Below are 25,539 nucleotides of genomic sequence, written 5' to 3'. Positions count from 1 at the left end.
TTTTACAAAACAGATTGCCATTTTAAAAAATATACAGTTGTTTTATGTACATTTTTAAACTAGTTCGTCTGGAAAGGATTTTTGTATTTATTTAAAGAACATTTTCTGAAAACAAGGAGGGCCGCGGAACTTTCTCCTTTGGGCACGAAAAAAGAGCTGCCGCTTTCGCAACAGCCCTTTCCTCTTACAGTTCCCGATATTCCGCTTTCCACTGGATGGCTTCGATGGCTTTTTTCGGATCTTCTACCGGTACCCGGTTGAGCCCTTCCTTCACTGCTTGGCACACTACTTTTTCCGCCAAGATCTTGGTGAAATTCCCCATTTCCCGGACAGGAGGCAGTACAGAAGCTCCCGGTTTTTCCATGTCCACCAGATCTGCCAGGGCATGGGCAGCCGCAGCCAGCATCCCCGGAGATACTTTTTTGGCCCGGCAGGCAGCCACCGCCAGTCCCATCCCTGGGAATACCAGGGAATTGTTGGCCTGGCCGATTTCATAGACAGTCCCGTGGTAAGCCACTTTCCGGGAAGCTGTCCCGGTAGCCACCAGGGCTTTCCCAGCCGTCCAATGGAGCAGATCTTCCGCACTGGCTTCCGCCAAATCGGCCGGATTGCTCAGGGGGAAGATGATGGGCCGTGGAGTATGGGCCGCCATTTCCTGCACCACTTCTTTCGTAAAAGCTCCGGCAGCCGTAGAAGCCCCTACCAAGATGGTAGGATGGACGGCTTTTACCACCTCTTCCAGGGTACCCAATCCTGCACCCGCCGGGAATTCGCTCCGTTTCCGGGCAAACGGTTTCTGCTGGGGCGTCAGGTCCGTCATATCATCGAACAGGAGGCCCTGCTGATCCACCAGATAGAATCGGTTCCTTGCCTCTTCTTCACTGAGGCCTTGGAGCTGCATTTCTGCAAAGACCTGCCGGACGATCCCCATACCGGAAGTACCAGCCCCGAAACACAGGAAAGTCTGGTCCGTCAGTTTTTCTCCGGAAGCTTTCAGCCCGCCCAGGATGGCCGCTAAGGTCACAGCTCCGGTTCCTTCGATATCGTCATTGTAGACCGCATAATGCTCTTCATACCGATCCAGGAGACGGGCTGCATTTTCCCGGCCGAAATCCTCAAAATGGATGTACAGCTGGGGGAAGAGTTTTTCTGCCGTTTGGATGAATGCATCCACGAAAGCATCATACCGTCCGTCGCTGATCCGTTCGTGATGGAGGCCCAGATACAGAGGATCAGCAATCAGACTCTGGCGGTTGGTCCCGGCATCCAATACTACCGGCAGCACTTTCGCCGGATCGATGCCGGCAGCCGCCGTATAGACCAGGATTTTCCCGGTGGAAATGCTGACTCCATTGGTCCCCCAGTCCCCGATGCCCAGGATGCTTTCCCCGTCGGTGACCACGATCAGCTGGATATCCCGCCCGGAGGCCCTGTTCTTCAGAGATTCCTCGATATCGTCCATATTGTCGATGGACAGGTATACGGCGTTCTGGGGGGTGGTGAAATATTCGCTGTACTGCTTGACGCTTTCCGCCACTCCCGGGGCATAGAGCACCGGCATGAGTTTTTCCAGATGATGGGAAAACAAATGGAAGAACAGGGTCCGGTTCCGGCTGAACAGCTTCATCAGGTAATGGCGCTGGACCGCCTTATTGGGCCGTTCGCAGAAGTTTTCATAAGCCTGCTGGTCCTGGAGTTCGATGGTTTCCACCTGAGGAGGCAGGATGCCGATCAGACCGTACTTTTTCCTTTCTTCCCGGGTAAAAGCCGTCCCTTTATTTAAAAATGGATCATTCAGTAAATCATACCCACGTTTGCTGGTTGCCATGGTATTCCTCTCTTTCCCACTGCACAAAGATATTTCCTGTTGCTTGTTTCCATAGCTCCATTGTAACCACCTGGCTCCCAAAAGTACAATATTTTATTTTCTCTGACCCAAACTTTAGGTTATAATTAAATGGCTGCTATAAACAGCCATTTTGTCTGCGAGCAGCCAGGCTGCCCGATTTTCACAAGGAGTCCATCATGAAACTCACTCAAATCGAATACTTCATCACCGTCTGCGAATGCGGAAGCTTTTCCCGAGCCGCAGAAAAATGCCACATCTCCCAGCCCGGCATCTCCAAAGCCATCCGGGAACTGGAAGAAGAATGCGGGGTGGCCCTGTTCCAACGGAACCGGAACAACATCCAGATCACCCGTCGGGGACGGATCCTGCTGGAACATGCCCGCCAATTTGAGAACCATTACCGGAACCTGTGCCAAGTGGTCCGTTCTCTGAGCACCGGCAAGGCCCTGATCCGGATCGGGATCGCTACCATGCGGGGCAATACCATTTTTCCCCAGATCCACGGCTCCTTCCTGAAGACCCATCCCCAGATCACCATTGAAACGGTGGAGGAAACCACCAAGGTCCTCTATGAACTCCTGGACCGGCAAGAAATCGATTTTGCCCTCTGCGTCACCAACCGGCTGCCAGAAGAACCCAATCATTGTCTGCTGCTCCGGAAAAGCTATCTGAAGCTGTTCGTCCGCCAGGACCATCCCCTGGCCCAACGGGAAGCTGTAGATCTGACGGAACTGAAAGATACGCCTCTGGTCCTTTTTTCCGATCATTTCGACCAGACTGCCTACATCCGCCACATGTTCGCCCAAAGCGGAGTCCATCCCTGGATTGTCCACCAGACCACCCAGGTATTCACCATCCTGGAATACATCCGCTCAGAAGGAGCAGCCGGTTTCCTGACAGAAGAAATCGCCCAGCAGGAACCGGACCTCCATGCCATTTCCGTCCGTCAGTTCCGCCCGGCCTATATCACCTTGGACTGGAACAAAGATCTCCATTTCAATCCGGCCATGGAAGAGTTCGTGCGGTTTGTAAAAAAGGGACTGCCGACTGTTTAGAAACAGTCGGCAGCCCCTGGCCGCGTCCTTTGCTGCAAGGTTCATTCCCAAATGGTCTTCATGATATCCTTGTATTTTTCGTTCAGTTCCTTGCTGATCATCTGGAACAGACCGTACATCATATTCCCGTCCACCTGGGGTTCCCGGAAGATCACACAGGTATCCATGATCAGGGATTCTTCTTTGTCCAGATAGAATTTGAAAGCCTTGTAAGTCCTATTATACTCATTCAGCAGGGAAAGCAGGGCTTCTTTGTTTCCTTCTTTCAGGGCCTTGGGAGCCAACAGCACCCGGATCACTCCGAAGGCGCTGTCATCCAGCACCACGATCAGCTGGAGCGGAGTCCCATCTACATCCATATGGGACCGGAATACCACTGTATGGAAAGGATCGTCTTTGATGGGATCTACCACAAAAGCTTTGGGGTCTTTCTTTTCTACAAAATGCTTGAAGCTTTCCGCTTTCTGATTCAATTCTGCCATTTATATCCTCCTTCAGCGGGACTGTATCCGCTTTCTTTCTTTACAGGATAAAGCATCTCCGGAATCCCGTCAAGTTTTCCACTTATACACAGGCTTATCCACAAAAATCCAGAAGTTATACACAATTCCTGTGGATAACTCTGTGGGTAAGTCCCAGATATAGTGCAAAAGACTGTTCACCCCACTATATCCAGAGGGACTTTTCCACTTGTGCACAGGATATCCACAGAAAAAAGGGATGTGAAAAAATTCACACCCCCTTTTTTCTTATTCTTCCTCGCTTACCGTATTCACCACGGCCAATGCCGCTACTTTGTCCCCTTCGTCCAGATCCATGAGCTTGACGCCCTGGGCATTCCGTCCATAGGTGGAAATATCAGCCGCATTCATCCGGATGATGATTCCCGCTGCAGAAATCAGCATGATTTCCTGAGACTCATTGATGAATTTGGAACCAACGATCAAGCCGGTCTTATTGGTCACCTTCAGGTTGATGATGCCCTTGCCGCCCCGGCTCTGGACCCGATATTCGGAAATATCGGTGCGCTTGCCTTGTCCCTTGTCCGTGACAGTCAGCACTTCTCCCGTATCATCCACACAGCTGTCCATGGAAACCACACTGTCATGAGGCCGCAGGCTGATGCCCCGTACCCCGTGGCTGGTCCTGCCCATGGGCCGTACATCATCTTCCTGGAAGTGGATGGCATACCCATCCCGGGTGGCCAACAGGATATCGTTGTGGCCGCTGGTCAGCTTCACGTCGATGAGTTCTTCCCCTTCGTCCAGGTTGATGGCGATCAGGCCGCCCTTCCGGGCCGATTTGAATTCGCTGACGCTGGTCCGTTTCACGACCCCCAGATTGGTAGCCATGAACAGGAATTTCTTCTCGTCTTCGCTGATGCCGCTCTTCACAGCGATCACCGCATTGACCTTTTCGTTTTCCTCCAGCGGGAGCAGGTTGCGGATAAAAGTCCCCTTGGCTGTCCGGCTGGCTTCCGGGATCTCGAATCCCTTCTGCCGGTAGACCCGGCCCCGGTTGGTGAAGAACAGGATATTGTCATGGGTGCTGGCCATGAGCAGGTGTTCCGAGAAATCACCCTTTACCTTATTGTCTTCCTTGACGATTTTCCCGCTGCCGGCTTTGATGCCCCGGCCGCCCCGGTTCTGGTTCCGGAAATTGGTCAACGCCTGGCGCTTGATGTAGCTCTGGTGGCTGATGGTGATCACCACATCTTCTTCGGCGATCAGATCTTCCGTTTCCAGATCCCCGGTATCCGGCACAATGGAAGTCCGGCGGGCATCCCCGAACCGTTTCTTCACATCCAGCAGGTCTTCCCGGGCGATTCCCATGATTTTGTGTTCATCGCTGAGCACATCTTCCAAATAGGCGATGGTAGCCATGACTTCTTTGTATTCATCCTCGATTTTCTGCCGTTCCAAGCCGGTGAGGCGCTGGAGACGCATATCCAGGATAGCCTGGGCCTGGCGTTCGCTGAGGCCGAACTTTTCCATCAAGGCAGCCTTGGCCACATCTCCGTTGGCGCTGGCCCGGATGGTGGCAATCACCTCATCCAGATGGTCCAGGGCAATTTTCAGACCTTCCAAGATATGGGCCCGCTCCCGGGCTTTGTTCAGCTCATACCGGCATTTCCGGGTGATCACGTTCTTCTGGTGTTCCAGGTAATACTCCAGGATCTGTTTCAGATTCAGGATCCGGGGATGGCCGCTGACCAGGGCCAGCATGATGATGCCGAAGGAATCTTGGAGCTGGGTGTGCTTGTACAGCTTGTTCAGCATGATTTCCGGGACCACATCGCTGCGCAGTTCGATGACGATGCGCATGCCCTTCCGGTCCGATTCATCCCGCAGGTCGGTGATCCCTTCCAGGGTCTTGTCCTGGACCAGGTGGGCGATGTTCTCGATGAGTTTCGCCTTGTTCACCTGATAGGGGATTTCCGTGACCACGATCCGGTTCTTGTTCTTGGGCATGGGTTCCACATGGGCCTTGGCCCGGACTTTCACCACACCCCGGCCGGTAGTATAGGCCTGGCGGATCCCGGAAAGCCCCAGGATCTTAGCCCCGGTGGGGAAATCCGGCCCTTTGATGGCCGTCATCAGCTGTTCGATGGTGGCATCAGGATGGTCGATGAGCATCACGCAGGCATCCACCACTTCTCCCAGATTGTGCGGCGGGATGTTGGTGGCCATCCCTACGGCGATGCCCGCAGATCCATTGATCAGGAGTGCCGGGACCTTAGCCGGGAGCACCGTAGGTTCCTTCAGGGATTCATCATAGTTGGGGATGAAATCCACCGTATCCTTTTCGATGTCCCGGAGCATTTCCACGGCAATCTTTCCCATACGGACTTCCGTATACCGCATGGCAGCCGGTGGATCCCCGTCCACAGAACCGAAGTTCCCGTGGCCGTCCACCATCAGATACCGGGTAGAGAAATCCTGGGCCAGGCGCACAATGGCGTCATACACAGAAGAGTCTCCATGGGGATGGTATTTCCCCAAAACATCGCCCACGATACGGGCACTTTTTTTATACGCCTTGTTGGGCAGCATCCCTGCCTCATTCATGGCATAAAGGATGCGGCGGTGGACCGGCTTCAGGCCGTCCCGCACATCCGGCAGAGCACGCTGGACAATGACGCTCATGGCGTAGTCGATATAGCATTTCTGCATCTCGTCTTCGACATAAACGGGGATCACTTTGCCTGCAGTAATGGTCTGCTTGTCATTCTGCTGATCATCCACGTTCTCACGCTTCCTTCCTGCGTCCTGTGACGCGGTCATTTCCAAAGGAGATCATAGACCTGTTTGCCGATCAGCACCACAGTCATGATCAGGTACAGGGTGCGGATGTATCCCACCCCTTTTTTTATAGCAAACTTCGCGCCCAGCCGAGCTCCGATGATTTCCACCATTCCCATGGGCAGAGCATAGGCCAGATAGACCCGCCCCAGCAGCAGGAAAGCAATCAAGCCTCCGATGTTGCTGGCCAGGTTCAGGGCTTTGGTATTCCCTGCAGCCGTCACGAAGTCGTAACCGAAATACAAAAATCCGAAGATCAGGAACGACCCGGTCCCCGGTCCGAAAAAACCATCATACATCCCCAGGAACCAAGCCATGGCAGCCATGCCAAAGGCCATGGAACGGGTCATGGCATCCACCCGACCCATGCCGTCCCAGTTTTTCCGGCGGTAGGTGTAACAGGCGGTGCCTACCAGAGCCAGGACCACAATGATCCGGAGCAGTTGTTCCGGAAGGAGATAAGCGATACAGGCCCCGGCACCGCTGCCCAGAAAGGACAGGGGCATCAGCTTCAAAATCTTGGGATCTACCTTGCCGGAACGGGCAAAGGTGAAGAAGCTGGTGACCGCTCCGATGGAAGCGGCAAATTTGTTGGAGCCAAGGGCATAGGGAGTGGGGACGCTGGTGGCCATGAAGGCCGGCAGGGTGATCAGTCCGCCGCCTCCCACGGCTGCATCCACAAAAGAACCTACGAATCCGGCACCCAGCAGAAAGAACAGTTCCTGCCAATGGAATTCCAGCATGGCTTTACTCCTTCCAGGTGAAATAGACGCCGGCGATCCCTTTTTGACAGGAAGCGTGCAGCACGTTCCCGGTCATCTTGTTGCTCACCGCATAAGGATTGGCCTGGGTCAATTCCGCCCGGTCAAGGGGCCAGCGGACTCCGTCGATGCTGACCTGGCAGAAAGCGGACAGGGGAAGCAGGCTGACGGCCCGTGGCCGATGCTTGCCCGCCGTAAAAGAAAGTCCTTCTCCCGGCAAGAGATAGCAGAGCACTTCCTGGTCGTCTGCCAAGAGTGCGGAACCGCCCCGTTCCACATAGGCCAGAAGGGTATAGAGGTTGCCGAACAGATGGTCGGCTCTGCCTCCCCAGATGCCGGTAGCCAGCACCGTCCGGTCTCCTGGCAGATCCTGGAGGACCAGGGACAGATCCGTGTCATCCTTGTTCACCGGATAAGTCTTGGCCCGTGCCCCCTTCCGGACAAATTCTTCCCAAGCTCCCGGAGCTGTGCTGTCCCGGTCTCCATAGAGAAAACCGGGCACCACCCCGGCGGCTTTGCAGTGATCGGCTCCCCGGTCCGCCGCAGCCACCGGAAAAGCAGCGGCTGCCTTCCGCAGCCATTGGGGATCGGGCCGCCTTCCGCCGGCCACCACCACGATTGTCTCTCCGCCCGGACGGCTCCACTGGATCCGTCCCTGGGGAAGCTGGATGCCCTTATCCATAACGGCTCTCCTTAAAAGTCCAGATTGGTCACTTTCCCGGCATTTTCTTCGATGAACTGTCTCCGAGGCTCCACTTTATCCCCCATCAGGATGGAAAAGACAGAATCAGCAGTAGCGGCATCTTCCAGCTGTACCTGGAGCACTGTGCGCTTGCTGGGATCCATGGTGGTCTCCCACAGCTGTTCCGGATTCATTTCCCCCAGCCCTTTGTAGCGCTGGACATAGGGATTGTTCTGCCGGCCCACTTCATCCAGCTTCTTCTGGAGTTCCTCATCGCTGTAAGCATAAGTGTGCTTCTTGCCGGTACGGATCAGATACAGGGGCGGCTGGGCGATGAACACATTCCCATGGATGATCAGAGGTTTCATGTAGCGGTAAAAGAAGGTCAGGAGCAGGGTCCGGATATGGGCCCCGTCCACATCCGCATCGGTCATGATGATGATTTTCCCGTAGCGGGCCTTGCTGATATCGAATTCATCTCCGATGCCGCAGCCAAAAGCGGTGATCATGGCCCGGATCTCCTGGCTGTTGAGCATCTTGTCCAGGCGGGCCTTTTCCACGTTCAGGATCTTGCCCCGGAGCGGCAGGATGGCCTGGAAATTCCGATCCCGTCCCTGCTTGGCACTGCCTCCTGCGGAATCCCCTTCCACCAGGTAGATCTCGGTTTCCTCTGCATTCTTGCTGGAACAGTCTGCCAGTTTCCCAGGAAGGCTGCTCACTTCTAAAGCAGATTTCCGTCTAGTCAGGTCCCTTGCTTTTCTGGCAGCAGACCGAGCACGATTGGCCATGATGGCTTTTTCGATGATTTTTTTCGCAATGGGGGCATTCTCTTCAAAATACTCCGTCAGGGCATCGGTCACCATATTGTCCACGATGCCCCGGACTTCACTGTTCCCCAGTTTGGTCTTGGTCTGCCCTTCGAACTGGGGTTCCCGCACCTTCAGGCTCATGACGCAGGTGAGCCCTTCCCGTACATCATCCCCGGACAGGTTCTCCTCATTATCCTTGAGCATCCCGTTTTTCCGGGCATAATCGTTGATGCAGCGGGTCAGGGCCTGCTTCAGGCCGGCCAGGTGGGTACCCCCTTCTTCCGTATTGATGTTGTTCACAAAGGTGTAGATGTTTTCCGTGTAGGCGTCCGTATACTGCATGGCCACTTCCACGATGGTGTCTTGGCGCTCCCCTTCCACGTAGATGGGTTTGTCATGGAGGGGTTCCTTGCCTTTGTTGATGAATTCCACGAAAGAGACGATGCCGCCTTCGTAATGGAACGTCTCGTCCTGACCGCTCCGTTCATCGGTGAGCTGGATCTTCACACCCTTGTTCAAGAAGGCCAGTTCCCGGATCCGGTGTTTCAGGGTGTCATAGCTGTAGACCGTTTCCGTGAAGATGGTATCGTCAGGCCAGAAGGTGACACTGGTGCCTGTTTCCTGTTCCGGACATTCCCCTTTCACATACAAAGGACGGGTGGTCTTTCCTTTGGCGAATTCGATGCCATAGACCTTCCCGTTCTTCTTGACTTCCACCACCATTTTTTTGCTCAGGGCATTGACGCAGGAAACCCCCACCCCGTGGAGCCCTCCGGAGACTTTATAGCCGCCGTCGCCAAATTTTCCCCCGGCATGGAGGACGGTCATGACCACTTCGATGGCCGGTTTCCCCACCTTGTGCATTTCCACCGGGATGCCCCGTCCATTATCCGTGACTGTGATGCTGTTGTCCGGATGGATCGTCACATGGATATGGTCGCAGTATCCAGCCAGAGCCTCGTCGATGCTGTTGTCGATGACTTCATACACCAAATGGTGCAGCCCCCGGCCGCTGATGCTGCCGATATACATACTGGGACGTTTCCGCACGGCTTCCAGGCCTTCCAGGACCTGGATCTGTTCCGCCCCGTAATCTCCGTGGACGGCAATCTCTTCTTCAATCGTCTGTTTCTTTTTCGCCATACAAACCTCCCGATGTCAGCGTTTTTGCAAGGTCTTGCTGGAAATCCCTGAGAGGATGATCTTATCCCGGGTCACCACGCAGCTGGAAGGCGGAAAATCGTCTGTCAGATCGATGACATTTGCTTTCCCCAGTTTGGGTCTCAGGAAAAACCGGTAGATATTCGTCCGCTTGTTCCGGATATCGAAGATCCCGATGATCTCATCACAGCGGACCACATAATTATTTCCTACGTGCAGGTACATAATAACGGCTCCTTCTGGCTTTTTCCAAAGTGCGGACAATGGTCTCCTCTTGGAGTTCTTTCGGGCGGAGCCCAGTTTCCAGCAGCACGGCAAAAGCCTTCTCCTGGGCAGTCGCCTTGGGATCCAAAGCCCGGTTCAAGGCCCATTCTCCCAGTACTGCCTTCACGTCAGTAAATGTTATTCTATCACATTTCACCAGTTCCCGGCAATCTTCGTACCGGAGCCAGGGACGGAGCACCAGCTGCTTCCGGATTTCCCGGCGCAGGGTTTGGACTTGTTCCCGCCGGCAGGCAGAACAGATTTCTTCCTCCCCGATCAGCGGTACTCCGCAGACGGGACAGCGGCGGGAAGGATCCACCTTGGGCATGAACGGACCCTTGTCCTCCCGGGGCTGGATTTCCTCCTGGATGATGCCATGGTAGAACTTCATTTCCCGCAGGATCCGCTTCCGCCCCTGGAGAGCCGGTACCAGCTGGCGGTTCAGCTGGCCCAGCAGTTTTCCCTGCATCATGTGGAGCTGGTTGGACCACATAGGATTGTCCGTATGGACGTAGAGTGTCCCGTTCTCCAGCCGGTAGGGCTGAGAATGATCGGCCGCCGTATGGCCCAGGATATCCGCCCAATGGCTCCGCAGCCAGTGGAGCAGAAACTGCTGGCGGGCCCAGGGAGTCCGCAGCACTTTTAGGACCAGGAGTTCTGAATCTTTCATCCTTCCGCCTCCAGTCTGCCCTCCCGTACTCGGTAAGCGGCTGCATCTCCCCTGACCGGAGCCAAGGAACGGTCATTCACTGTCAGGAAGGTCTGCACCGTCCCATTGATGAAGCCCAGCAATTTTTCCCGGCGGTGCTCATCCAGTTCACTGAGCACGTCATCCAAGAGCAGGACCGGATATTCTTCCCGGACGGAACGGATGAATTCCAGTTCTGACAGTTTCAGGGCCAGGGCAGCGGTCCTCTGCTGTCCTTGGGACCCATAGATCCGCAGCGGCCGTCCCGCATGGAAGATCTCCAGATCATCCCGATGGGGTCCCAGGCTGGTATAACCCCGGAGATAATCCAGCTGGTGCCGCTGAGACAGCTGTTCTCGATAAAATTTTTCCCAGGCTGCCGGGCCTAGATTTTCTTCCAGCACGGCTTCCCCGCTGCCCTGTTTCTGGACATAGGAAAGGGTCAGGGCTCCCTGGGTACCGGTGATGCCGTCATAGACCTGCCGTGCTGCAGTCCGGATCCCTTCCAGCGCCTTGAGCCGGAAATCCAGGATCCCACCGGCCAGCCGGGCCAGAGCCCCATCCCACACAGACAGCTGGGCTTCCTCCAGTTTCTCCCGTTCCCTGCACTGTTTCAGGAATCGATTCCGCTGCTGGAGCACCCGATTGTACTGGGCCAGGAGATCATAATACAGCGGACTGATCTGGGCGATCTCCATATTCAGGAACTTCCGGCGCAGAGCCGGATCCCCCTTGACCAGCTGCAGATCATCCGGCGTAAAGAGCACCAGATTCACCCGGCCGTACTGTTCCCTGGGGCTCACCGGATTCCCATTCAAGAGATTCTCTTTTTTCAGCCGACCCCGTACCTTATACCGCTTCACCAATAGGCAGCTGGACCCATACCGGTCTCCGTACTGCAGTTCAGCCGCCCATTCCTCTGCTCCGAAGCTGGGGATTTCCTCTTCATGCCGGGTCCGGAAGGAGAATCCCCGGGCCGCAAAATAGATACCCTCCAGCAGGTTGGTCTTGCCTTGGGCATTATCCCCATAAAAAACGGTTATGTCATGTTCCAGTGGGATGGACACCTGCTGATAATTCCGGAAATGGAGGAGCCGGAGGTGTTCCAGGCGCATCAGAAGATGACCCGGACCGGTGTCAGGATATAGGTATAGCTGGTGTCGCCCTCTGGCATCAGCCGGGCCGGGGACAGGGATGTATTGGTCTCCAGACTGATCTGTTCGCTGCCGCAGTTCTTAAAGAAATCCATCATGTAGCGGGAATTGAAAGCAATGTTCAGCGGCAGGGATTCCCCGATGGTCTGGCAGGCAATGATCTCTTTTCCCTGCCCCATATCACTGACGGCGGAAGAAAGAGTGATCCCGTCCGTATCGATGGCCAGCCGGACGATGTTGTAATCAGACTGAGAGAACAGTGCGACCCGCTGGATGGCTTTTTCCATATCCACTCGATTGAATACTGTCCGGTTGCTGAAAGAAGGCGGGATAGGTCGTTTGTAATCGGGGAATTTTCCTTCAATCAAGCTTGAAATAATGGTTAAATTCCCCACCTGGGCCATGATCTGCCGCCCCTGAAGGCTTAGGGTCACAGGTTCAGGAAGTTCTCCATTCAGGTTGCTGCGGATTTCTTTTAGGAGCCGAGCCGGGATCAGCATGGAGAATTCACTGTCATCTCCTTCTTCCAGTTCCGCTTCCTTAATGGCCAAACGATGGGTATTGGTCCCGACGGCGGTCAGGCTTTTTCCTGTTTTTTCCAGGTAAACCCCAGTGTACAGGGGACGGCTGGCATCGGTGGAGCAGGCATAAACAGTGGTGTCGATCAGTTTTCCGATGACTTCTTCCGAAAGCTGGAAAACCCGCTCACCCTGGAACCGAGGCATGGCTGGATATTCTTCCGGATCCATCAGGGGAATATGGTACTGGCCTCTTGCCTTAGCTGCTTTCAAGGTCATTTCTTTTTCACCGGGAAGCTGCTGGAGCGTCAGGACTTCATCAGGATCGAACCGAGCCAAAAGATCACCGATAGCCTTGGCAGGGATCAAGATATCTCCTGGTTCTTCACCGTTGACTTCCAGCTGTTTGTTCATCATGTACGTGTTGTCCATGGCAATCAACTGCAGGTTGTTTTCTTGGAGGATCATGTGGATCCCTGAAAAAATCGGTGCATTGTTACTGGATGAAATGGCTCTTTTTACGATATTGACGCTTTGCGCCAGTTCTTTGCTTTCACATGAAAACTGCATGGCAGTACCTCCTTGTTTCTAAAACGATGAAATATTAAAAATCCGTAGTCTTCGTAGTAGGGCCTGTGGGTATGTGGAAAAGTCCATCCGGCCTTGTAGAAAGCCGGAAAAGCCAGTGGGATAACCTTGTGGATAACCTTTGTCCATTTATCCACATATCCACTTTTTCAGGGACTTTTACAGTTATCCACAAATTTAACAACAAGTTATACACAGCATTATCCACAACTTGTGGATAACTTGGAACAGGACGAGTCAGCAGGGGGACAGTCTCATTTTTTTAGATCTTCTATGAGTTTGGCCAGCTGCCGTTCCAGATTGGGATGATTTTTTTTGTCTTCGGCGATCTTGTCACAGGCGTGGAGCACTGTGGTATGGTCCCGGCCGCCAAAATATTCACCGATCCGGGGCAGGGAAAGATCGGTCAGCTCTCGGGTCAGGTACATGGCTATCTGACGGGGATAGGCGATGGAACGAGTCCGTTTCTTGGCCTTCAAGTCTTCCACCCGGATCTTGTAATGGGCAGCTACCAATTCTTGGATGGCTTCCACGGTGATGACTTTTTCCGCCGTACTTCCCATATCCAGATCCTTGAGGGCTTTCCTGGCCAGCTCCATGGTGACCGGCTGCTGGTTCAGACTGGCAAAGGCACTGACTTTTGTATAGGCGCCTTCCAATTCACGGATATTGGTCTTTACGTTGGTGGCAATCAGCTGGATGACTTCCAAGGGGAATTCCAGATGATCTTTTTCTGCCATGCTCCGCAGGATGGCACTGCGGGTTTCAAAATCAGGATGGTTGATTTCAATGATCAGCCCCTGCATGAAGCGGCTGGTCAGCCTTTCTTCCAGGGTATCCAGTTCTTTGGGCGGACGGTCGCTGGAGATGATGATCTGTTTATCCGCCTGTTTCAAGGCTTCAAAGGTATGGAAGAATTCTTCCTGGGTGGATTCTTTTTTCCGCAGGAACTGGATATCGTCGATGAGCAGGACATCGATGTTCCGGTATTTGTTTCGGAACGCTTCGTTGGTATTGTGCTGGATGGCGCCGATCAATTCATTGGTGAAGGTTTCACTGGAGGTATAGAGGATCTTCATCTGGGGGAATTTCTGGTGGATATAGTTGCCGATGGCATTCATCAGGTGGGTCTTGCCCAGTCCGGGATCGCTGTACAGGAACAGGGGATTATAGCTTTTGGCCGGGGCATTGGCCACACCCATGGAGAAATTGAAGGCTTCTTCATTGGATTTGCCCCGGATGAAATTGTCGAAAGTATATTTGGGAGAAAGGTGGGAGTCGAATTCTTGGACAGCCGGAGCTGGCCGAGCAGGTGCTGCTGTGACAGGTGCGGAGGCTGGTGGAGCAGGGGGTGTGGATTCCGGAAAGAGGGTCTGCTCCACTTTGGGGGGTTCCATGACTTCCATGAGGATCTTCATGGGACGGCCGCAGATTTGGGAAAGGCTTTCTTCCATAATGGGAAGGAACCGTTCCTGAATGGTGGTCTTGGTATAGTTGTTGGGTACGTCGAGAGAAAGGCTGTCTTCCGTCAAGGTGCGTGGATGCGCCGGATCCAGCCAAATCTTCCAGCTTCCTCCCTCACTGCTGGCGGCTACGGCAGCAAGCATTTCGGCCCAGACCTGGGCCAGGTTTTTCGTCATCATATCCGATCCATCCTTTGTGGTTTTATAGAGATTCCATTATATCACGAACCTGTGGAAAAATCTGTGGACAGTGTGGATAACTTCCGGCTGGAAAGAAAGGAAGAAACAGTAGCAGCGGTCTTTCAAGGTTATCCACAAAAGCCAAGTTATACACAGGGAGTTATCCACAGCTGTTGATAACTTCTTCCGGCAGTCCGTTTCAGCGGTTGAAAAGACGATCCCAGAAACTGCGTTTTTTCAGTCTTTCGGTTTCTTCTTCAGCTGCTTTGGCACGAGCTTCCGCTTCCTCTATACGGACACGGGCTTCCTGCAGATTGGCAGCAGCTGTTTCCTTGGCTGCTGTCAGGGCTCCGATCTGCTGTTCTTTCAGGCGCAGGACGGCTTCCTGCTGATCAGCTCTGGCTTGGGCGGCATCTCTGGCTTTGGCTAGATCCTGGAGCTGGAGTTCTTTTTGTTCCGACTGGGCTTTGTATTCCAGATACTGGACCTTTTCCTGGGTGAGCAGCTTGGTGGTGCTCATTTCCGCAATGAGCTTCTGCTGGACTTTTCCAAGCTGATCTTGGACGGTGTTCATCTGGATCAGGAGCATCTTGTTTTCCTGGCGCAGCTGTTCCAGCTCTTCATCTTTATTTTGTTCATAGACGATGACAGGGTTTTCCGAACGTTTTCCATCCAGGAATTGGACGGCTTCATCATCCAGCATAAGAAACCGGTTTTGTTTGATCAGGTGGCCTTCCAGCTCTGCATCGTACCGCTTGATCTGTTTGCGGATGGCTTCATAGGAAACCCCTTTTTGTTTGGCGTAGTCTTTGATGGTGATCATGACAGGCATCCCTCAGTATGGTGTAGATTTCCGGAACGGGAAGAAACCGCCGAGTGTTCAGCGGTTTCTCAGACAACTGGCATCCTGCAAACTTCATACAACGTTGTATTTTAGGGGAGCCAGTCAGTTCCAAAGGTTGTATGGATATAGTATAGCATATTTGGCTTGTCTGTGGATAAAAGAATCTGGGAAAGGGAAAGGAAGGGCGTGAAAAGGGGGGGCTGGAGGTTTTCCACAAGGAAAAAAGTTTTCCACTGGAAGTTATCCACAGGTGTGGATAACTTTGGGGATAAGCCCAGTATACGGGGCTGGAGAGGGAGGAGGGGGTGTGGATATCTTGAGTCGGCAGTCAGCGGCCGTTGGAAATCAATTCTTATAAATTGATTTTGAAACAATGACTGTTGCATGTATTTTCCGTTGTTCAAAGCCAGTTTTACTGGTTTCCGACAGCAGACTTCTGACTCCCGACTTAGGAGGTGTTCCCTGTTTCGTGCAACACCTCCAGTGGACATGTGGATAAGTTTGGGGATAAGAGCTGGAATCTGGCTTAGTTGGGGGGACTGGAGGTTTTCCACAGGAAAGTAAGTTTTCCACTGAAAGTTATCCACAGATGTGGATAACTTTGTGGATAAGGCCGTTTCATGGGGCTTCCGGTCTGTGGACGGAGATTTTTCCCTGTGGAAAACTCTATCTCAAAGACAAAAAAATCCCCATGTCCCTGTGCAAAGGGCAGGGACATGGGTTACAGAGCACCCGGATTAAAGGCTGGTTATTACATAGAAAATGCAACACCTTCTATTTTTTCAGTTCCAGGATCAAGGATTCGATTTCCCGGTTCAGTTCCGGATCCTTTTGCCGGTCTTTTTGGATCTTTTCACAGGCATGGATGATGGTACTGTGATCCCGGCCTCCAAAACATTCTCCGATTTTTTTCAGGGAAAGCCCGGCCATTTCTTTGGTCAGGTAAATGGCGATCATCCGGGGAACGGCGATCCGTTTGGTCCGTTTTTTTTCGATCAGTTCGGAACGGTGGAGCCGGAAATGGTCCGCCACCTGCTGCTGGATGGTATCCACCGTAACGAATTGGGGGGTATCCAGCAGGTTCAGTTCCTTCAAAGCGGCCCGGCTGAGTTCCAGAGTGATGGGCTGTTTGGTCATGCTGGCGTAGGCGCAGACCCTGTTGTAGGCACCTTCCAGTTCCCGGACATTGCTGGTGACACTGCTGGCAATCAGTAAAATCACATCATTGGGGAAAAGGACGCTGTCTTTGTGGGCCAAGTTCTGGAGGATGGCCATACGGGTCTCCAGGTCAGGGTGCTGGATATCCGCAGTCAGGCCGGAATTGAACCGGCTGATCATCCTCTCTTCCAGGGTATCCAATTCGGCTGGGGGACGGTCACTGGAAATGATGATCTGCTTGTTGGCCTTTTCCAAGGTATTGAAGGTGTGGAAAAATTCTTCCTGGGTGGATTCTTTATTCCGCAGGAACTGGATATCATCGATGAGCAGGACATCGATATTCCGGTATTTTTCCCGGAAGGCTTCCAGCCGGTTGTGTTCCACACTTTCGATCAGTTCATTGGTGAAGGTTTCACTGGAGATGTACAGGACCTTCATTTCAGGATGGTTCTGGAGGATCTGGTTCCCGATGGCGTTCATCAGATGGGTCTTGCCCAAGCCGGAATCACTGAACAGAAAAAAGGGATTGTAGGCAAAGGCTGGATTGTTGGCTACTGCCATGGAGGCGGCTTTGGCAAAACGGTTGGAATTGCCCACTACGAAATTTTCAAACGTATACCGGGGAGAAAGATTGGTGATGAAAGGACGGGAAGGAACTGTCCGTTTTTTCTTTTCCGGAGGTTTGGCGGGAAGAGGGGGGAACGGATCCTGTTCGGCAAACAGATCCAATTCTACAGGCTTTTTTTTCGTCATGGCAAACCTCCTTTCTCCTTGGGGATTTTTTTTCATTATAGCATATTCCTGCCATGTGGATAAGTAGAGCGGAAAAAGGGCTGGAGGATAGGACGCGGCCGGTTTGAGGACTTTTCCACAGGAAAAAGAGTTTTCCACAGAAAGTTATCCACAGGTGTGGATAACTTTGGGGACAAGTCTGGAAACACGGGGCAGGAAGGGAAATTTCAAACAGATGTTCTATGGAAAACAGCATTTCTTGCACATTCCCGATGGATTTCCTATAATGGAACCACCAAAATATCCGCGGCAGGGTTCCAGCCGGACCGGCCTGTGGGAAGGAGAGAACATGATGTCTGGGAAACTGCGCATTGCCATTACTGCTGATACCTATCCCTATGCTTCTGAAGTGACCAATTTGGTGGAAGCTCCTTTTGCTCCCCGGGGGCTGGTGGAAGTCCTCGCCCGTTTGGGGGCTGTCCCGGTGATCCTTCCGGATGTTGCCGGTGTGAGGGGAGAAGCGTATGTGGAAATGTTTGATGGGTTGATCCTTCCCGGGGGAGCGGACGTGGATCCTACCCTATTCGGAGAGGAACCAGTTTGGAAAATCGGTCGGACCAACTATAAACGGGATTTGTTCGAACTGGCACTGTTCCGTGCTTTTTATCAGGCCGGCAAACCGATTTTCGGGATCTGCCGGGGCTGCCAGCTGATCAATATTGCCTTGGGAGGCAATGTGTATCAGGATCTGCCCAGTGAAAATCCCCAGTGTACCATCCGCCATTCTCAGGGAGCGCCGGGAGGCTATCCCACCCATCATGTGGATCTGCAGCCGGGCAGTAGCTTGTATGAGACCCTGGGGGCCCGGGCTTTTGTCAATTCCCGTCACCATCAGGCCATCCACCGGGTGGCCGAAGGGTTGGAAGTCACAGCGGAAGCTCCTGACGGAGTGGCGGAAAGTGTGGAAAGCCATGATCACCGGCAGGTGGTGGCTGTCCAGTGGCATCCGGAAAATATGTGGCAGGAGCATCCGGAGATGGAGCAGCTGTTTGCTGATTTCCTGAAACGGGTGGAAGAGATGAAAAAAGAGGGATGAGAAAATCCCTCTTTACAAATAGAAAAAAATTTGCTAATATATATTTTATCTGATGCGGGCATAGTTCATTGGTAGAATGAAAGCTTCCCAAGCTTTAGAGGTGGGTTCGATTCCCATTGCCCGCTCCAATTTCAGAAATAACCTGTCGCTATGGCGGCAGGCTTTTTTATTTTCCGAGAAAGGTGTTTATGATATAATATTCTTTCACGGAAAAAGAATTTCACTGTCTGGAAAAATGGGGAGGAAAACATGGCAGAGTACAATTTACTGCAGAAAAAAATCTTGGCCGACGGGACCATCAAAAGCGGCGATGTATTGAAGGTGGACAGCTTCCTGAACCACCAGATCGACGTTCCTTTCATCAGCAAATTGGGAAAGGAATTCTACGAATTGTTCAAAGACCGGCCTATCAGCAAGATCCTGACCATCGAGGCTTCAGGAATCGGGATCGCCTGTCTTACGGCTGTCCATTTCCGGGTCCCGGTGCTGTTTGCCAAAAAAAGTGCCGGCAGCAACATGGATCAGGAAGTCTACAGTACGGAAATCAAATCCTTCACCCACAACAAGGTGAACCATGTGATCGTTTCCAAAAAGTATCTCAATGCCGGGGATCATGTGCTGATCATCGATGATTTCCTAGCCAACGGCTGTGCGGTAGCAGGGCTCATCGATCTGGTCCATCAGGCCGGAGCAGAAGTGGAAGGCGTGGGCATTGCCATCGAAAAAGGCTTCCAGGGCGGTGGAGATGCCCTGCGGAAACAGGGATATGATGTGAAGAGCCTGGCCATTATCGAAAAGATGGATGCGGCTACCGGATCCATCCTGTTCCGCTGAAGGAGGTCCTATGGAAAAGGAAAACCAGCAATCCCAGCCTCTGGATCTGTCCGATCCCATTTACCGGTTTGACGGGGAAATCAGTCTGCAGAAAGCTGTCCCCTTTGGGCTCCAGCATGTGCTGGCCATGTTTGTGGCCAATATCGCTCCCATCCTGATCGTCACCGGCGCCGTGAAGATGCCCACAGAACAGGCGGCTGCCCTGATCCAGGCTGTCATGATCATGGCTGGCGTGGGATCCCTGTTCCAGATGTTCCCAGTGGGCCCCTTGGGCAGCCGCCTGCCCATCATCATGGGAATCAGCTTCACCTTTGTTTCCACTTTCTGTGTCATTGGAGCCAAATACGGCTACGGTGCCATTTTGGGGGCGGCACTGGTAGGCGGATGCCTGGAAGGCTGTCTGGGGCTCATCGCCCGCTGGTGGCGCCGGTTCATCCCACCCATCGTCTCTGCCAGCGTGGTCACTTCCATCGGGTTTTCCCTGCTGGGCATCGGAGCCAATTCCTTCGGGGGAGGTTTCGGCAATCCTCATTTTGGAGAAGCTCCTTATATGATCGTAGGGACTGTGACCCTGCTTTCCTGTCTGATCTTCAACATCAAGGCCAAGTCTTTCTACAAACAGCTTTCTGTACTGTTCGGTCTGGTGGTGGGGTATGTGACGGCTTTCTTCTACGGTATGGTAGACCTGTCCAAACTGGGAACGGCCGGAGTGTTCTCTCTGCCCCAGCCCCTTCCCTATGCCTTGGAATTCCATCCAGATGCCATTTTTTCCGTATTCCTGATTTTCCTGGTGTCCGCCACAGAGACCCTGGGGGATACTTCTGCCCTGACGGTCATGGGCTTTGGCCGGAATGCCACCGATAAGGAAATCGAAGGATCCATCGGGGTGGATGGTTTCATCAGTGCCCTTTCTTCCTTGTTCGGCTGCCTGCCCATCACCTCTTTCAGCCAGAATGTAGGACTGATCGCCATGACCCATGTGGTGAACCGGAAAGCCGTGGCCAGTGGGGCAGCCATCATGATCCTAGCCGGTCTGTTCCCGGTGCTGGGGGTGATCCTGGCCTCCCTGCCGGAAGCGGTGCTGGGCGGCTGCACCCTGATGATGTTCGGCTCCATTGTGGTCAGCGGGGTCCGGATGCTGGGCAGCTGCGGCTACAGCCAGCGGAATATGATCATTGCCGCCCTGAGCCTGTCCATCGGCATCGGATTTACCCAAAATCCCTCCATTTTCAAGATCTTTCCGGATCTGATGAAAAGTGTCTTTGCCGAAAATTGTGTGGCAGTGGTGTTCGTAGTGGCCGTAGTGCTGAATTTCATCCTGCCGGAGGAGATGAAATAAAAGAGCTGCCTCTTGGCAGCGTGTTCTCTGTGAATCTGGAGGTGTGTGCAGATGCCTTTCTATGGGATGATGATCCGGCTGAATGGGAAAAATGAAGTGCAAAAGGTCCTTTTTTCTTCTGGTTTTGCAGAGGGGATGTTGAGAAAAACAGCAGGATCTCTGGTGGGAGTCCCCGTGGGGAAAATCCCTCATTTTCAATTGGATCTGGAAAAAGGGACCCTGGTGTGGGAAGGATGTCATTTTTCCTGCTGTCGGATAGAGGATCCCCCGGGAAGCCTGCTGCTGATCCAAGAAGAAAATGTCTGTGAACAGCTATTGGCTGAAATCGTGAATCGTATGACGGATGCGCTGCAGCTGTATGACGCTGGGGGAAATATCCAGTTTTTCAACCGGGCTGCCCGGCGGATGATGGGCATTTCTTTGAAAGATGAAATCCGAGGACAGCGTCTTTTGGATGTTTTTGCTGTGGATCCCCAGTACAGCACTACGTTGACGGCCCTGGCTACCAGGAAGCCGGTTGCCCAGCGGTATGATCATTATAAATCCACTACGGGAAAGGACTTGATGACGGTCAATGACGGGTGGCCGGTATTCCGGCCGGACGGCTCTCTGTTGGGAGCTGTTGTACGGGAGCAGGATGTGGGTATGATCAAAAAAGAACTGGCACGGCTCCAAGAGAACCAACAGATCCTGACCCGGCATCTGACCCGGCAGTTATCCAATGCTTCTCAGACGCGGTACACTTTTGACGACATCATCGGCTCCAGCGCCCTCCTCCAGGCAGCGGTGCAGCTGGCCAAGCAAATGGCCTTGAAAGAAATGAATATCCTGATCCAGGGAGAAACAGGAAGCGGGAAAGAACTGTTTGCCCAGGGAATCCATGCATTCAGCTCTCGGAAAAAGGAGAAATTCCTTGCTGTGAATTGTGCGGCTTTTCCGGAATCTTTGATTGAATCCATGCTTTTTGGTACCAGCAAAGGGGCTTTTACGGGAAGCACGGAACAGGCGGGACTCCTGGAAGCTGCCAACCATGGAACCCTGTTCCTGGATGAAATGAATTCCATGAGCCTGGGAATGCAGGCCAAACTCCTCCGAGTGCTGGAAGAAAAGAAAGTGCAGAGAATCGGCAGTACTCGGGAAATTCCTATAGATGTAAGAGTGATTTCTTCCTGCAATGAAGACCCTTTTCAGTTGATGGAACAAGGAAAGATCCGCAGAGATCTGTTCTATCGGCTGGCGTCTGTGATCATCGAGGTTCCTCCTTTACGAGAACGGATGGGGGATTTGGATGAGCTGGTCAGTTGGTATCTGCAAAAACACAAGGATGGGGGCAGCCAGCCCATCCATACCATCACTCCCCAGTTTTGGCAGCTGCTCCGGAACCATGACTGGCCGGGCAATGTCCGGGAATTGTTCCATATCCTCAATTATGCCTTGAGTATGTCCCAAAATGGAATCTTGGATACAGAGGATTTCCCCACTTATTTTTTGCGGCATCAGCAGCAGCGTCCTAAGGAGATCCTTCCTACGGCTTCAGAAAGGACAGTGGATTATGGGCAGGGTCTGAACAGCTTGGTCCAGGAGTATGAAAAGCAGCTCCTGGCAGATGCTTATCTGCACTGCGGCTGCAATGCCACAAAGACGGCGGAACTATTGAAGATCAGCAGACAGAATTTCCAATATTATGCCAGGAAATATCATCTCCAAATGAAAAAAGAAAAATAATTTGGCGCTAAATTATTTTTCAGACAAAAAATTGCTCTCCTGATGGAGGGCAATTTTTTTTGAAGGATGGCTTTGGGACGGGCTGGGTAGAGCTGCGGCGGCTGACGAAGTGTAGAATTGGCATTGGCACGGAATTTGCATGGAAAAAGGCAGGTGAGAAAATCCATAAATGGAAAAGGAGAGGATCCCATGATGATTTCAGTAAGAAATGCAAGAAAAATCCAAAAGGTTGTACTGACGGACTGCAAACCTTCTTTGGAAGAATTCATTGCTGTTGCCAAATTTGGTGCAATACTCGAATTTTCTCAGGTAATGAAGGACAAGGTCAATGAGAATCGGAAACTCCTGGAACGGTTCCTGCAGGAGGGAAGGATCATCTATGGCGTAACCACTGGATTTGGCGAAAATGTCCGCTACACCATTTCACCCAAGGATGCGGAAACCCTTCAGGAGAATATCGTCCGGACTCATTCTGTGGCTGTAGGAGAGCCCCTCAACCGGGAACAGGTACGGGCCATCATGCTGATGACCATCCTGAATGCAGGGAAAGGCCATTCTGGGATCCGGCTGGAAACACTGGAACTGATCCGCCAGATGCTGAACCAGGATTTGATCCCCTTTGCTCCGGGGGAAGGGTCCGTCGGTTATTTGGGCGTGGAGGGGCATCTGGCCATGGCGTATATTGGAGAAGGGAAGATTTATGAAAATGGAAGGACTTTTCCTGCCGGGATGATTTTGCAAAAATACGGGCTGAAGCCTGTCAAACTGTCTTACAAAGAAGGTCTTTCCATGCTCAATGGGACCATTACGGTAACGGCCCTGGGGCTTTTGGCATTGTATGAATCCATCCTCAGCGTGCAGACTGCAGAAATTGCCGGAGCACTCTGCTATGAGGCGCTGCGTGGGACGACCAAAGCCCTGGATCCGAGGATCCATGCCATGAAGCTCCATGAAGAAGAGCAGAATGCGGCGGCCAATCTCCGCAAGATCCTGGCAGGCAGCGCCATTATGGAAAAATACAGAGATCATAAAGTACAGGACTGTTATGTGCTTCGTTCCATGGCCCATATCCAGGGCGCTGCCAATAAGCTGATCAAAGAAGCGTATGAAGTCATCCTGGATGAAATGCATTCCATCAGCGACAATCCGGAAATCTTTGCTACAGGGGAACAGGACGGTGTTGCTCTCATGTGCGGCAATTTCGACGGGACCTATGTGGGAGAACATGCGGACATGATTGCTATGGCTTGTGCTATTCTGGGGAATTTGGTGGAAAGAGCCACCGACCGGATGCTCAACCGGAACCTGAATGACGGTCTGCCTGCTTTTTTGGTGAAAAATCCCGGATTGAACAGCGGTCTTATGATTACCCAGTATACTTCTGCCGGGCTGCAGAATGAACTGAAACATCTGGCCATCCCAGTGACCATTGACAGCATCTCTACCTGTGCCAATCAGGAAGATCCAGTTTCCATGGCCTACTATGCATCCAAAAAGGCCATGAAGGCCGTGGAAAAATTCCAGTATATGGTGGCCATTGAAATCTATGTGGCACTGCAGGCCCTGGATTTCCTCAAGCCACTGGAACCATCTCCTGTAGTCCAGACAGTCCGGGACTATGTGCGTCGGGAAGTACCTTTTGTAGAAAACGATCGTTTCTTGTATCCTGATATTGTCTGGATCCTTGCTGAGGTCCGGAATGGGTCCCTGATTGCTTTGGTTGAAAAGCAGATCGGAAAACTGCTGTTTTGATCCCTTTGGGAAATTCCCGGAGGAATACGGAGTTTGACAGGGAGGTGTCCGTATATGGAACTGGCAATCATCATTTTTTATCTTATAGCTATTTTTGGGGTTGGAATTTATTGCAATAAATTCAATAACACAATTGATGACTACTTATTGGCAGGACGTCGATTGGGCCTTGGCCTGGCTACAGGGACCCTGGTGGCAACTTATTTTGGAGGAGGTTATGTCATCGGGGTGGGAAGCGAAGCCTACCAAATGGGGGCCAGTTCCTATTGGAGTCCTATTGCAGGGGCTGTGGGGATTTTGGCTGTCTGCCTCGTTTTGAAAAAAATGGAAGGGATGAGAGTCTATACGGTAACAGAAATCATGGAGAACCGCTATCAAAGTCCCCTGCTCCGGCTTCTGACTACGATTTTATCCCTATTGGCTTTGTTGGGGATTTTGGCAGGACAGATCAATTCCGCAGGAAGTATCCTGGCCTCTTTGGGGATTGGTAATACAACCGTTTGTGCAATCATTGTATCTGCATTTTTTGTTGGCTTCACGGCTTTCGGTGGTTTGTGGGCAGTGACGGTTACGGATTTCATCCAAATCATTGTTGCAGCCCTGGGTCTGATTTCCGCGGCGTGTTTCATCATTTATAAGGGAGGAGGGTGGAGTTCTGTCATTGCCCAAATAGAAGCGGCGAACGTGCCTTCCAATTATTTCCATCTTTTGCAGGGGACCCAGCCTTCCTATGTCCTTTGGCTGATCCTTCCTATGTTTATCTACACTTTGATCGGACAGGATGTGTATCAGCGGTTTTTCGCGGCCAAAGATACCCGTACAGCCTATCGTTCTGCTGTACTTTCCTGTATCTGCCTGCTGATTATCTGTGCTTTTCCTGTGATTTTGGGAATGGCAGCCAGAGGTCTCTTTCCTCAGCTTTCCAATCCTTCTCTTGCGATTCCAACCATCATCAGGGCCATGCTGCCTCCTGTTTTTTCCGGATTTACATTGGCGGCTATCATTGCAGCAGTGGTTTCAACAGCGGATTCCATCCTTACAGCGGCAACTTCTCATGTGGTGAATGACATTTATGTGCGGTATCTTTGCAAAGATGATCTGAAAGACCAGCAAACCCAGCAGAAACTGCTGCGACTGTCCAAAATCATGACGGTTGCGGTGGGAATCGTTTCTACCGTCATCGCTTTAGCCATTCCTTCCGTCCTAGCTGTACTGAATTCTTCTTATACCTTGTTCACTGCCGGAGTCTTTGCACCGGTAGTCTGTGGGCTGCTTTGGAAAAAAGCAACCCGGCAAGGTGCCTTTGCCGGGCTTCTGGGGGGATTGTTCTTTGTTGCATTGGGCTGGCATGGAGTCTCTTTTCTGGGAATTCCCGTAGATATCGCAAGTTCATTGCTCTCAGTTGTTCTTTTGATCATTGTTTCGCTTTTCACTTATCATGAAACAGCAGAAATTTAATCGGTTCAATATCATAAAATCTGCGGAATAAGTTCGTAGGAATCGATTTTCTGCAGCAGACTTCCAACTTCTGATTTTATGACTGAAGGGGTGTGATCAAACCTCTTCCACCCCCCTGTCATTGGTC

The 25,539-nt window shown here is 52.3% G+C and carries 21 protein-coding genes and 1 tRNA gene; 8 read left to right on the top strand and 14 right to left on the bottom strand.

Annotation, left to right across the window (positions count from 1 at the left end; translation table 11 throughout):
- Positions 1–184 precede the first annotated feature (184 nt).
- On the bottom strand, positions 185–1,855 hold the full coding sequence (gene maeA / locus BQ2657_RS02985; protein ID WP_261796368.1) for an NAD-dependent malic enzyme: 1,671 nt from the start codon (positions 1,853–1,855) through the stop codon (positions 185–187).
- Positions 1,856–2,025: 170 nt separating this feature from the next.
- On the opposite strand from maeA, the gene BQ2657_RS02980 reads away from it, so the two are divergent.
- On the top strand, positions 2,026–2,904 hold the full coding sequence (locus tag BQ2657_RS02980) for a LysR family transcriptional regulator (protein WP_075579303.1): 879 nt from the start codon (positions 2,026–2,028) through the stop codon (positions 2,902–2,904).
- A 41-nt stretch (positions 2,905–2,945) separates the two neighbouring features.
- On the opposite strand, the gene BQ2657_RS02975 is transcribed toward BQ2657_RS02980, so the two are convergent.
- The 12 genes from BQ2657_RS02975 to dnaA (BQ2657_RS02920) all read right to left on the bottom strand — a co-directional run bounded on the left by BQ2657_RS02975 (position 2,946) and on the right by dnaA (BQ2657_RS02920) (position 17,229).
- Entirely contained in the window at positions 2,946–3,386 is a 441-nt protein-coding gene (locus BQ2657_RS02975) for a type III secretion system chaperone family protein (protein ID WP_083236154.1), read from the bottom strand.
- A 267-nt stretch (positions 3,387–3,653) separates the two neighbouring features.
- On the bottom strand, positions 3,654–6,149 hold the full coding sequence (gene gyrA, locus BQ2657_RS02970; RefSeq protein WP_075579302.1) for a DNA gyrase subunit A: 2,496 nt from the start codon (positions 6,147–6,149) through the stop codon (positions 3,654–3,656).
- Between the two features lie 35 nt (positions 6,150–6,184).
- Entirely contained in the window at positions 6,185–6,949 is a 765-nt protein-coding gene (locus BQ2657_RS02965) for a sulfite exporter TauE/SafE family protein (protein WP_075579301.1), read from the bottom strand.
- A 4-nt stretch (positions 6,950–6,953) separates the two neighbouring features.
- A complete protein-coding gene (locus BQ2657_RS02960) occupies positions 6,954–7,649 on the bottom strand; it encodes a thiamine diphosphokinase (protein ID WP_075579300.1) in 696 nt (231 codons plus the stop codon).
- A gap of 11 nt (positions 7,650–7,660) precedes the next feature.
- A complete protein-coding gene (gene gyrB / locus BQ2657_RS02955; protein WP_075579299.1) occupies positions 7,661–9,601 on the bottom strand; it encodes a DNA topoisomerase (ATP-hydrolyzing) subunit B in 1,941 nt (646 codons plus the stop codon).
- 15 nt (positions 9,602–9,616) lie between these two features.
- Complete coding sequence (gene remB, locus BQ2657_RS02950; protein WP_075580965.1) at positions 9,617–9,844, bottom strand: extracellular matrix regulator RemB; 228 nt, start codon at positions 9,842–9,844, stop codon at positions 9,617–9,619.
- Positions 9,822–10,553, bottom strand: coding sequence for a DciA family protein (locus BQ2657_RS02945; protein WP_075579298.1), 732 nt, complete (start codon positions 10,551–10,553; stop codon positions 9,822–9,824). The genes remB and BQ2657_RS02945 overlap by 23 nt, the downstream gene beginning before the upstream one ends.
- The gene (gene recF, locus BQ2657_RS02940; protein ID WP_075579297.1) at positions 10,550–11,686 is read right to left on the bottom strand and encodes a DNA replication/repair protein RecF; all 1,137 of its coding nucleotides are present in this window, start codon (positions 11,684–11,686) and stop codon (positions 10,550–10,552) included. The genes BQ2657_RS02945 and recF overlap by 4 nt, the downstream gene beginning before the upstream one ends.
- Positions 11,686–12,813, bottom strand: coding sequence for a DNA polymerase III subunit beta (gene dnaN / locus BQ2657_RS02935; RefSeq protein WP_075579296.1), 1,128 nt, complete (start codon positions 12,811–12,813; stop codon positions 11,686–11,688). Before dnaN ends, recF begins: the two co-directional genes overlap by 1 nt.
- A 272-nt stretch (positions 12,814–13,085) precedes the next feature.
- The gene (gene dnaA, locus BQ2657_RS02930; protein ID WP_075579295.1) at positions 13,086–14,474 is read right to left on the bottom strand and encodes a chromosomal replication initiator protein DnaA; all 1,389 of its coding nucleotides are present in this window, start codon (positions 14,472–14,474) and stop codon (positions 13,086–13,088) included.
- A gap of 199 nt (positions 14,475–14,673) precedes the next feature.
- Positions 14,674–15,297 (bottom strand): hypothetical protein, encoded by a 624-nt coding sequence (locus BQ2657_RS02925; RefSeq protein WP_075579294.1) that lies wholly within the window; start codon positions 15,295–15,297, stop codon positions 14,674–14,676.
- Between the two features lie 795 nt (positions 15,298–16,092).
- The gene (gene dnaA, locus BQ2657_RS02920; RefSeq protein ID WP_075579293.1) at positions 16,093–17,229 is read right to left on the bottom strand and encodes a chromosomal replication initiator protein DnaA; all 1,137 of its coding nucleotides are present in this window, start codon (positions 17,227–17,229) and stop codon (positions 16,093–16,095) included.
- Positions 17,230–17,560: 331 nt separating this feature from the next.
- On the opposite strand from dnaA (BQ2657_RS02920), the gene BQ2657_RS02915 reads away from it, so the two are divergent.
- From BQ2657_RS02915 to BQ2657_RS02895, 5 genes are all read left to right on the top strand, one after another.
- Positions 17,561–18,304, top strand: coding sequence for a gamma-glutamyl-gamma-aminobutyrate hydrolase family protein (locus tag BQ2657_RS02915; protein WP_075579292.1), 744 nt, complete (start codon positions 17,561–17,563; stop codon positions 18,302–18,304).
- A 54-nt stretch (positions 18,305–18,358) separates the two neighbouring features.
- A tRNA-Gly gene (locus BQ2657_RS02910) sits at positions 18,359–18,432 on the top strand.
- 121 nt (positions 18,433–18,553) lie between these two features.
- Positions 18,554–19,138: a xanthine phosphoribosyltransferase gene (locus BQ2657_RS02905; RefSeq protein WP_075579291.1), complete on the top strand. Its 585-nt coding sequence runs from the start codon at positions 18,554–18,556 to the stop codon at positions 19,136–19,138.
- Positions 19,139–19,148: 10 nt separating this feature from the next.
- Complete coding sequence (locus BQ2657_RS02900) at positions 19,149–20,477, top strand: uracil-xanthine permease family protein (protein ID WP_143224826.1); 1,329 nt, start codon at positions 19,149–19,151, stop codon at positions 20,475–20,477.
- Positions 20,478–20,528: 51 nt separating this feature from the next.
- Entirely contained in the window at positions 20,529–22,202 is a 1,674-nt protein-coding gene (locus BQ2657_RS02895; RefSeq protein ID WP_143224825.1) for a sigma-54 interaction domain-containing protein, read from the top strand.
- Here BQ2657_RS02895 and BQ2657_RS13205 read toward each other — a convergent pair.
- Positions 22,175–22,471, bottom strand: coding sequence for a hypothetical protein (locus tag BQ2657_RS13205; protein WP_222704337.1), 297 nt, complete (start codon positions 22,469–22,471; stop codon positions 22,175–22,177). The genes BQ2657_RS02895 and BQ2657_RS13205 overlap by 28 nt on opposite strands.
- 43 nt (positions 22,472–22,514) lie before the next feature.
- Here BQ2657_RS13205 and BQ2657_RS02890 point away from each other — a divergent pair, with 43 nt between their 5' ends.
- Positions 22,515–23,954, top strand: a complete 1,440-nt coding sequence (locus BQ2657_RS02890; protein WP_232708992.1) for an HAL/PAL/TAL family ammonia-lyase — start codon at positions 22,515–22,517, stop codon at positions 23,952–23,954.
- Between the two features lie 54 nt (positions 23,955–24,008).
- Entirely contained in the window at positions 24,009–25,412 is a 1,404-nt protein-coding gene (locus tag BQ2657_RS02885) for a sodium:solute symporter family protein (protein WP_075579290.1), read from the top strand.
- Positions 25,413–25,539 lie beyond the last annotated feature (127 nt).

It is taken from the genome of Acidaminococcus massiliensis, assembly GCF_900095825.1.
Classification (GTDB): domain Bacteria; phylum Bacillota; class Negativicutes; order Acidaminococcales; family Acidaminococcaceae; genus Acidaminococcus; species Acidaminococcus massiliensis.
The sequence above is the reverse complement of the archived record's forward strand: the minus strand, read 5'-3'. Positions and strand labels throughout refer to the sequence as shown.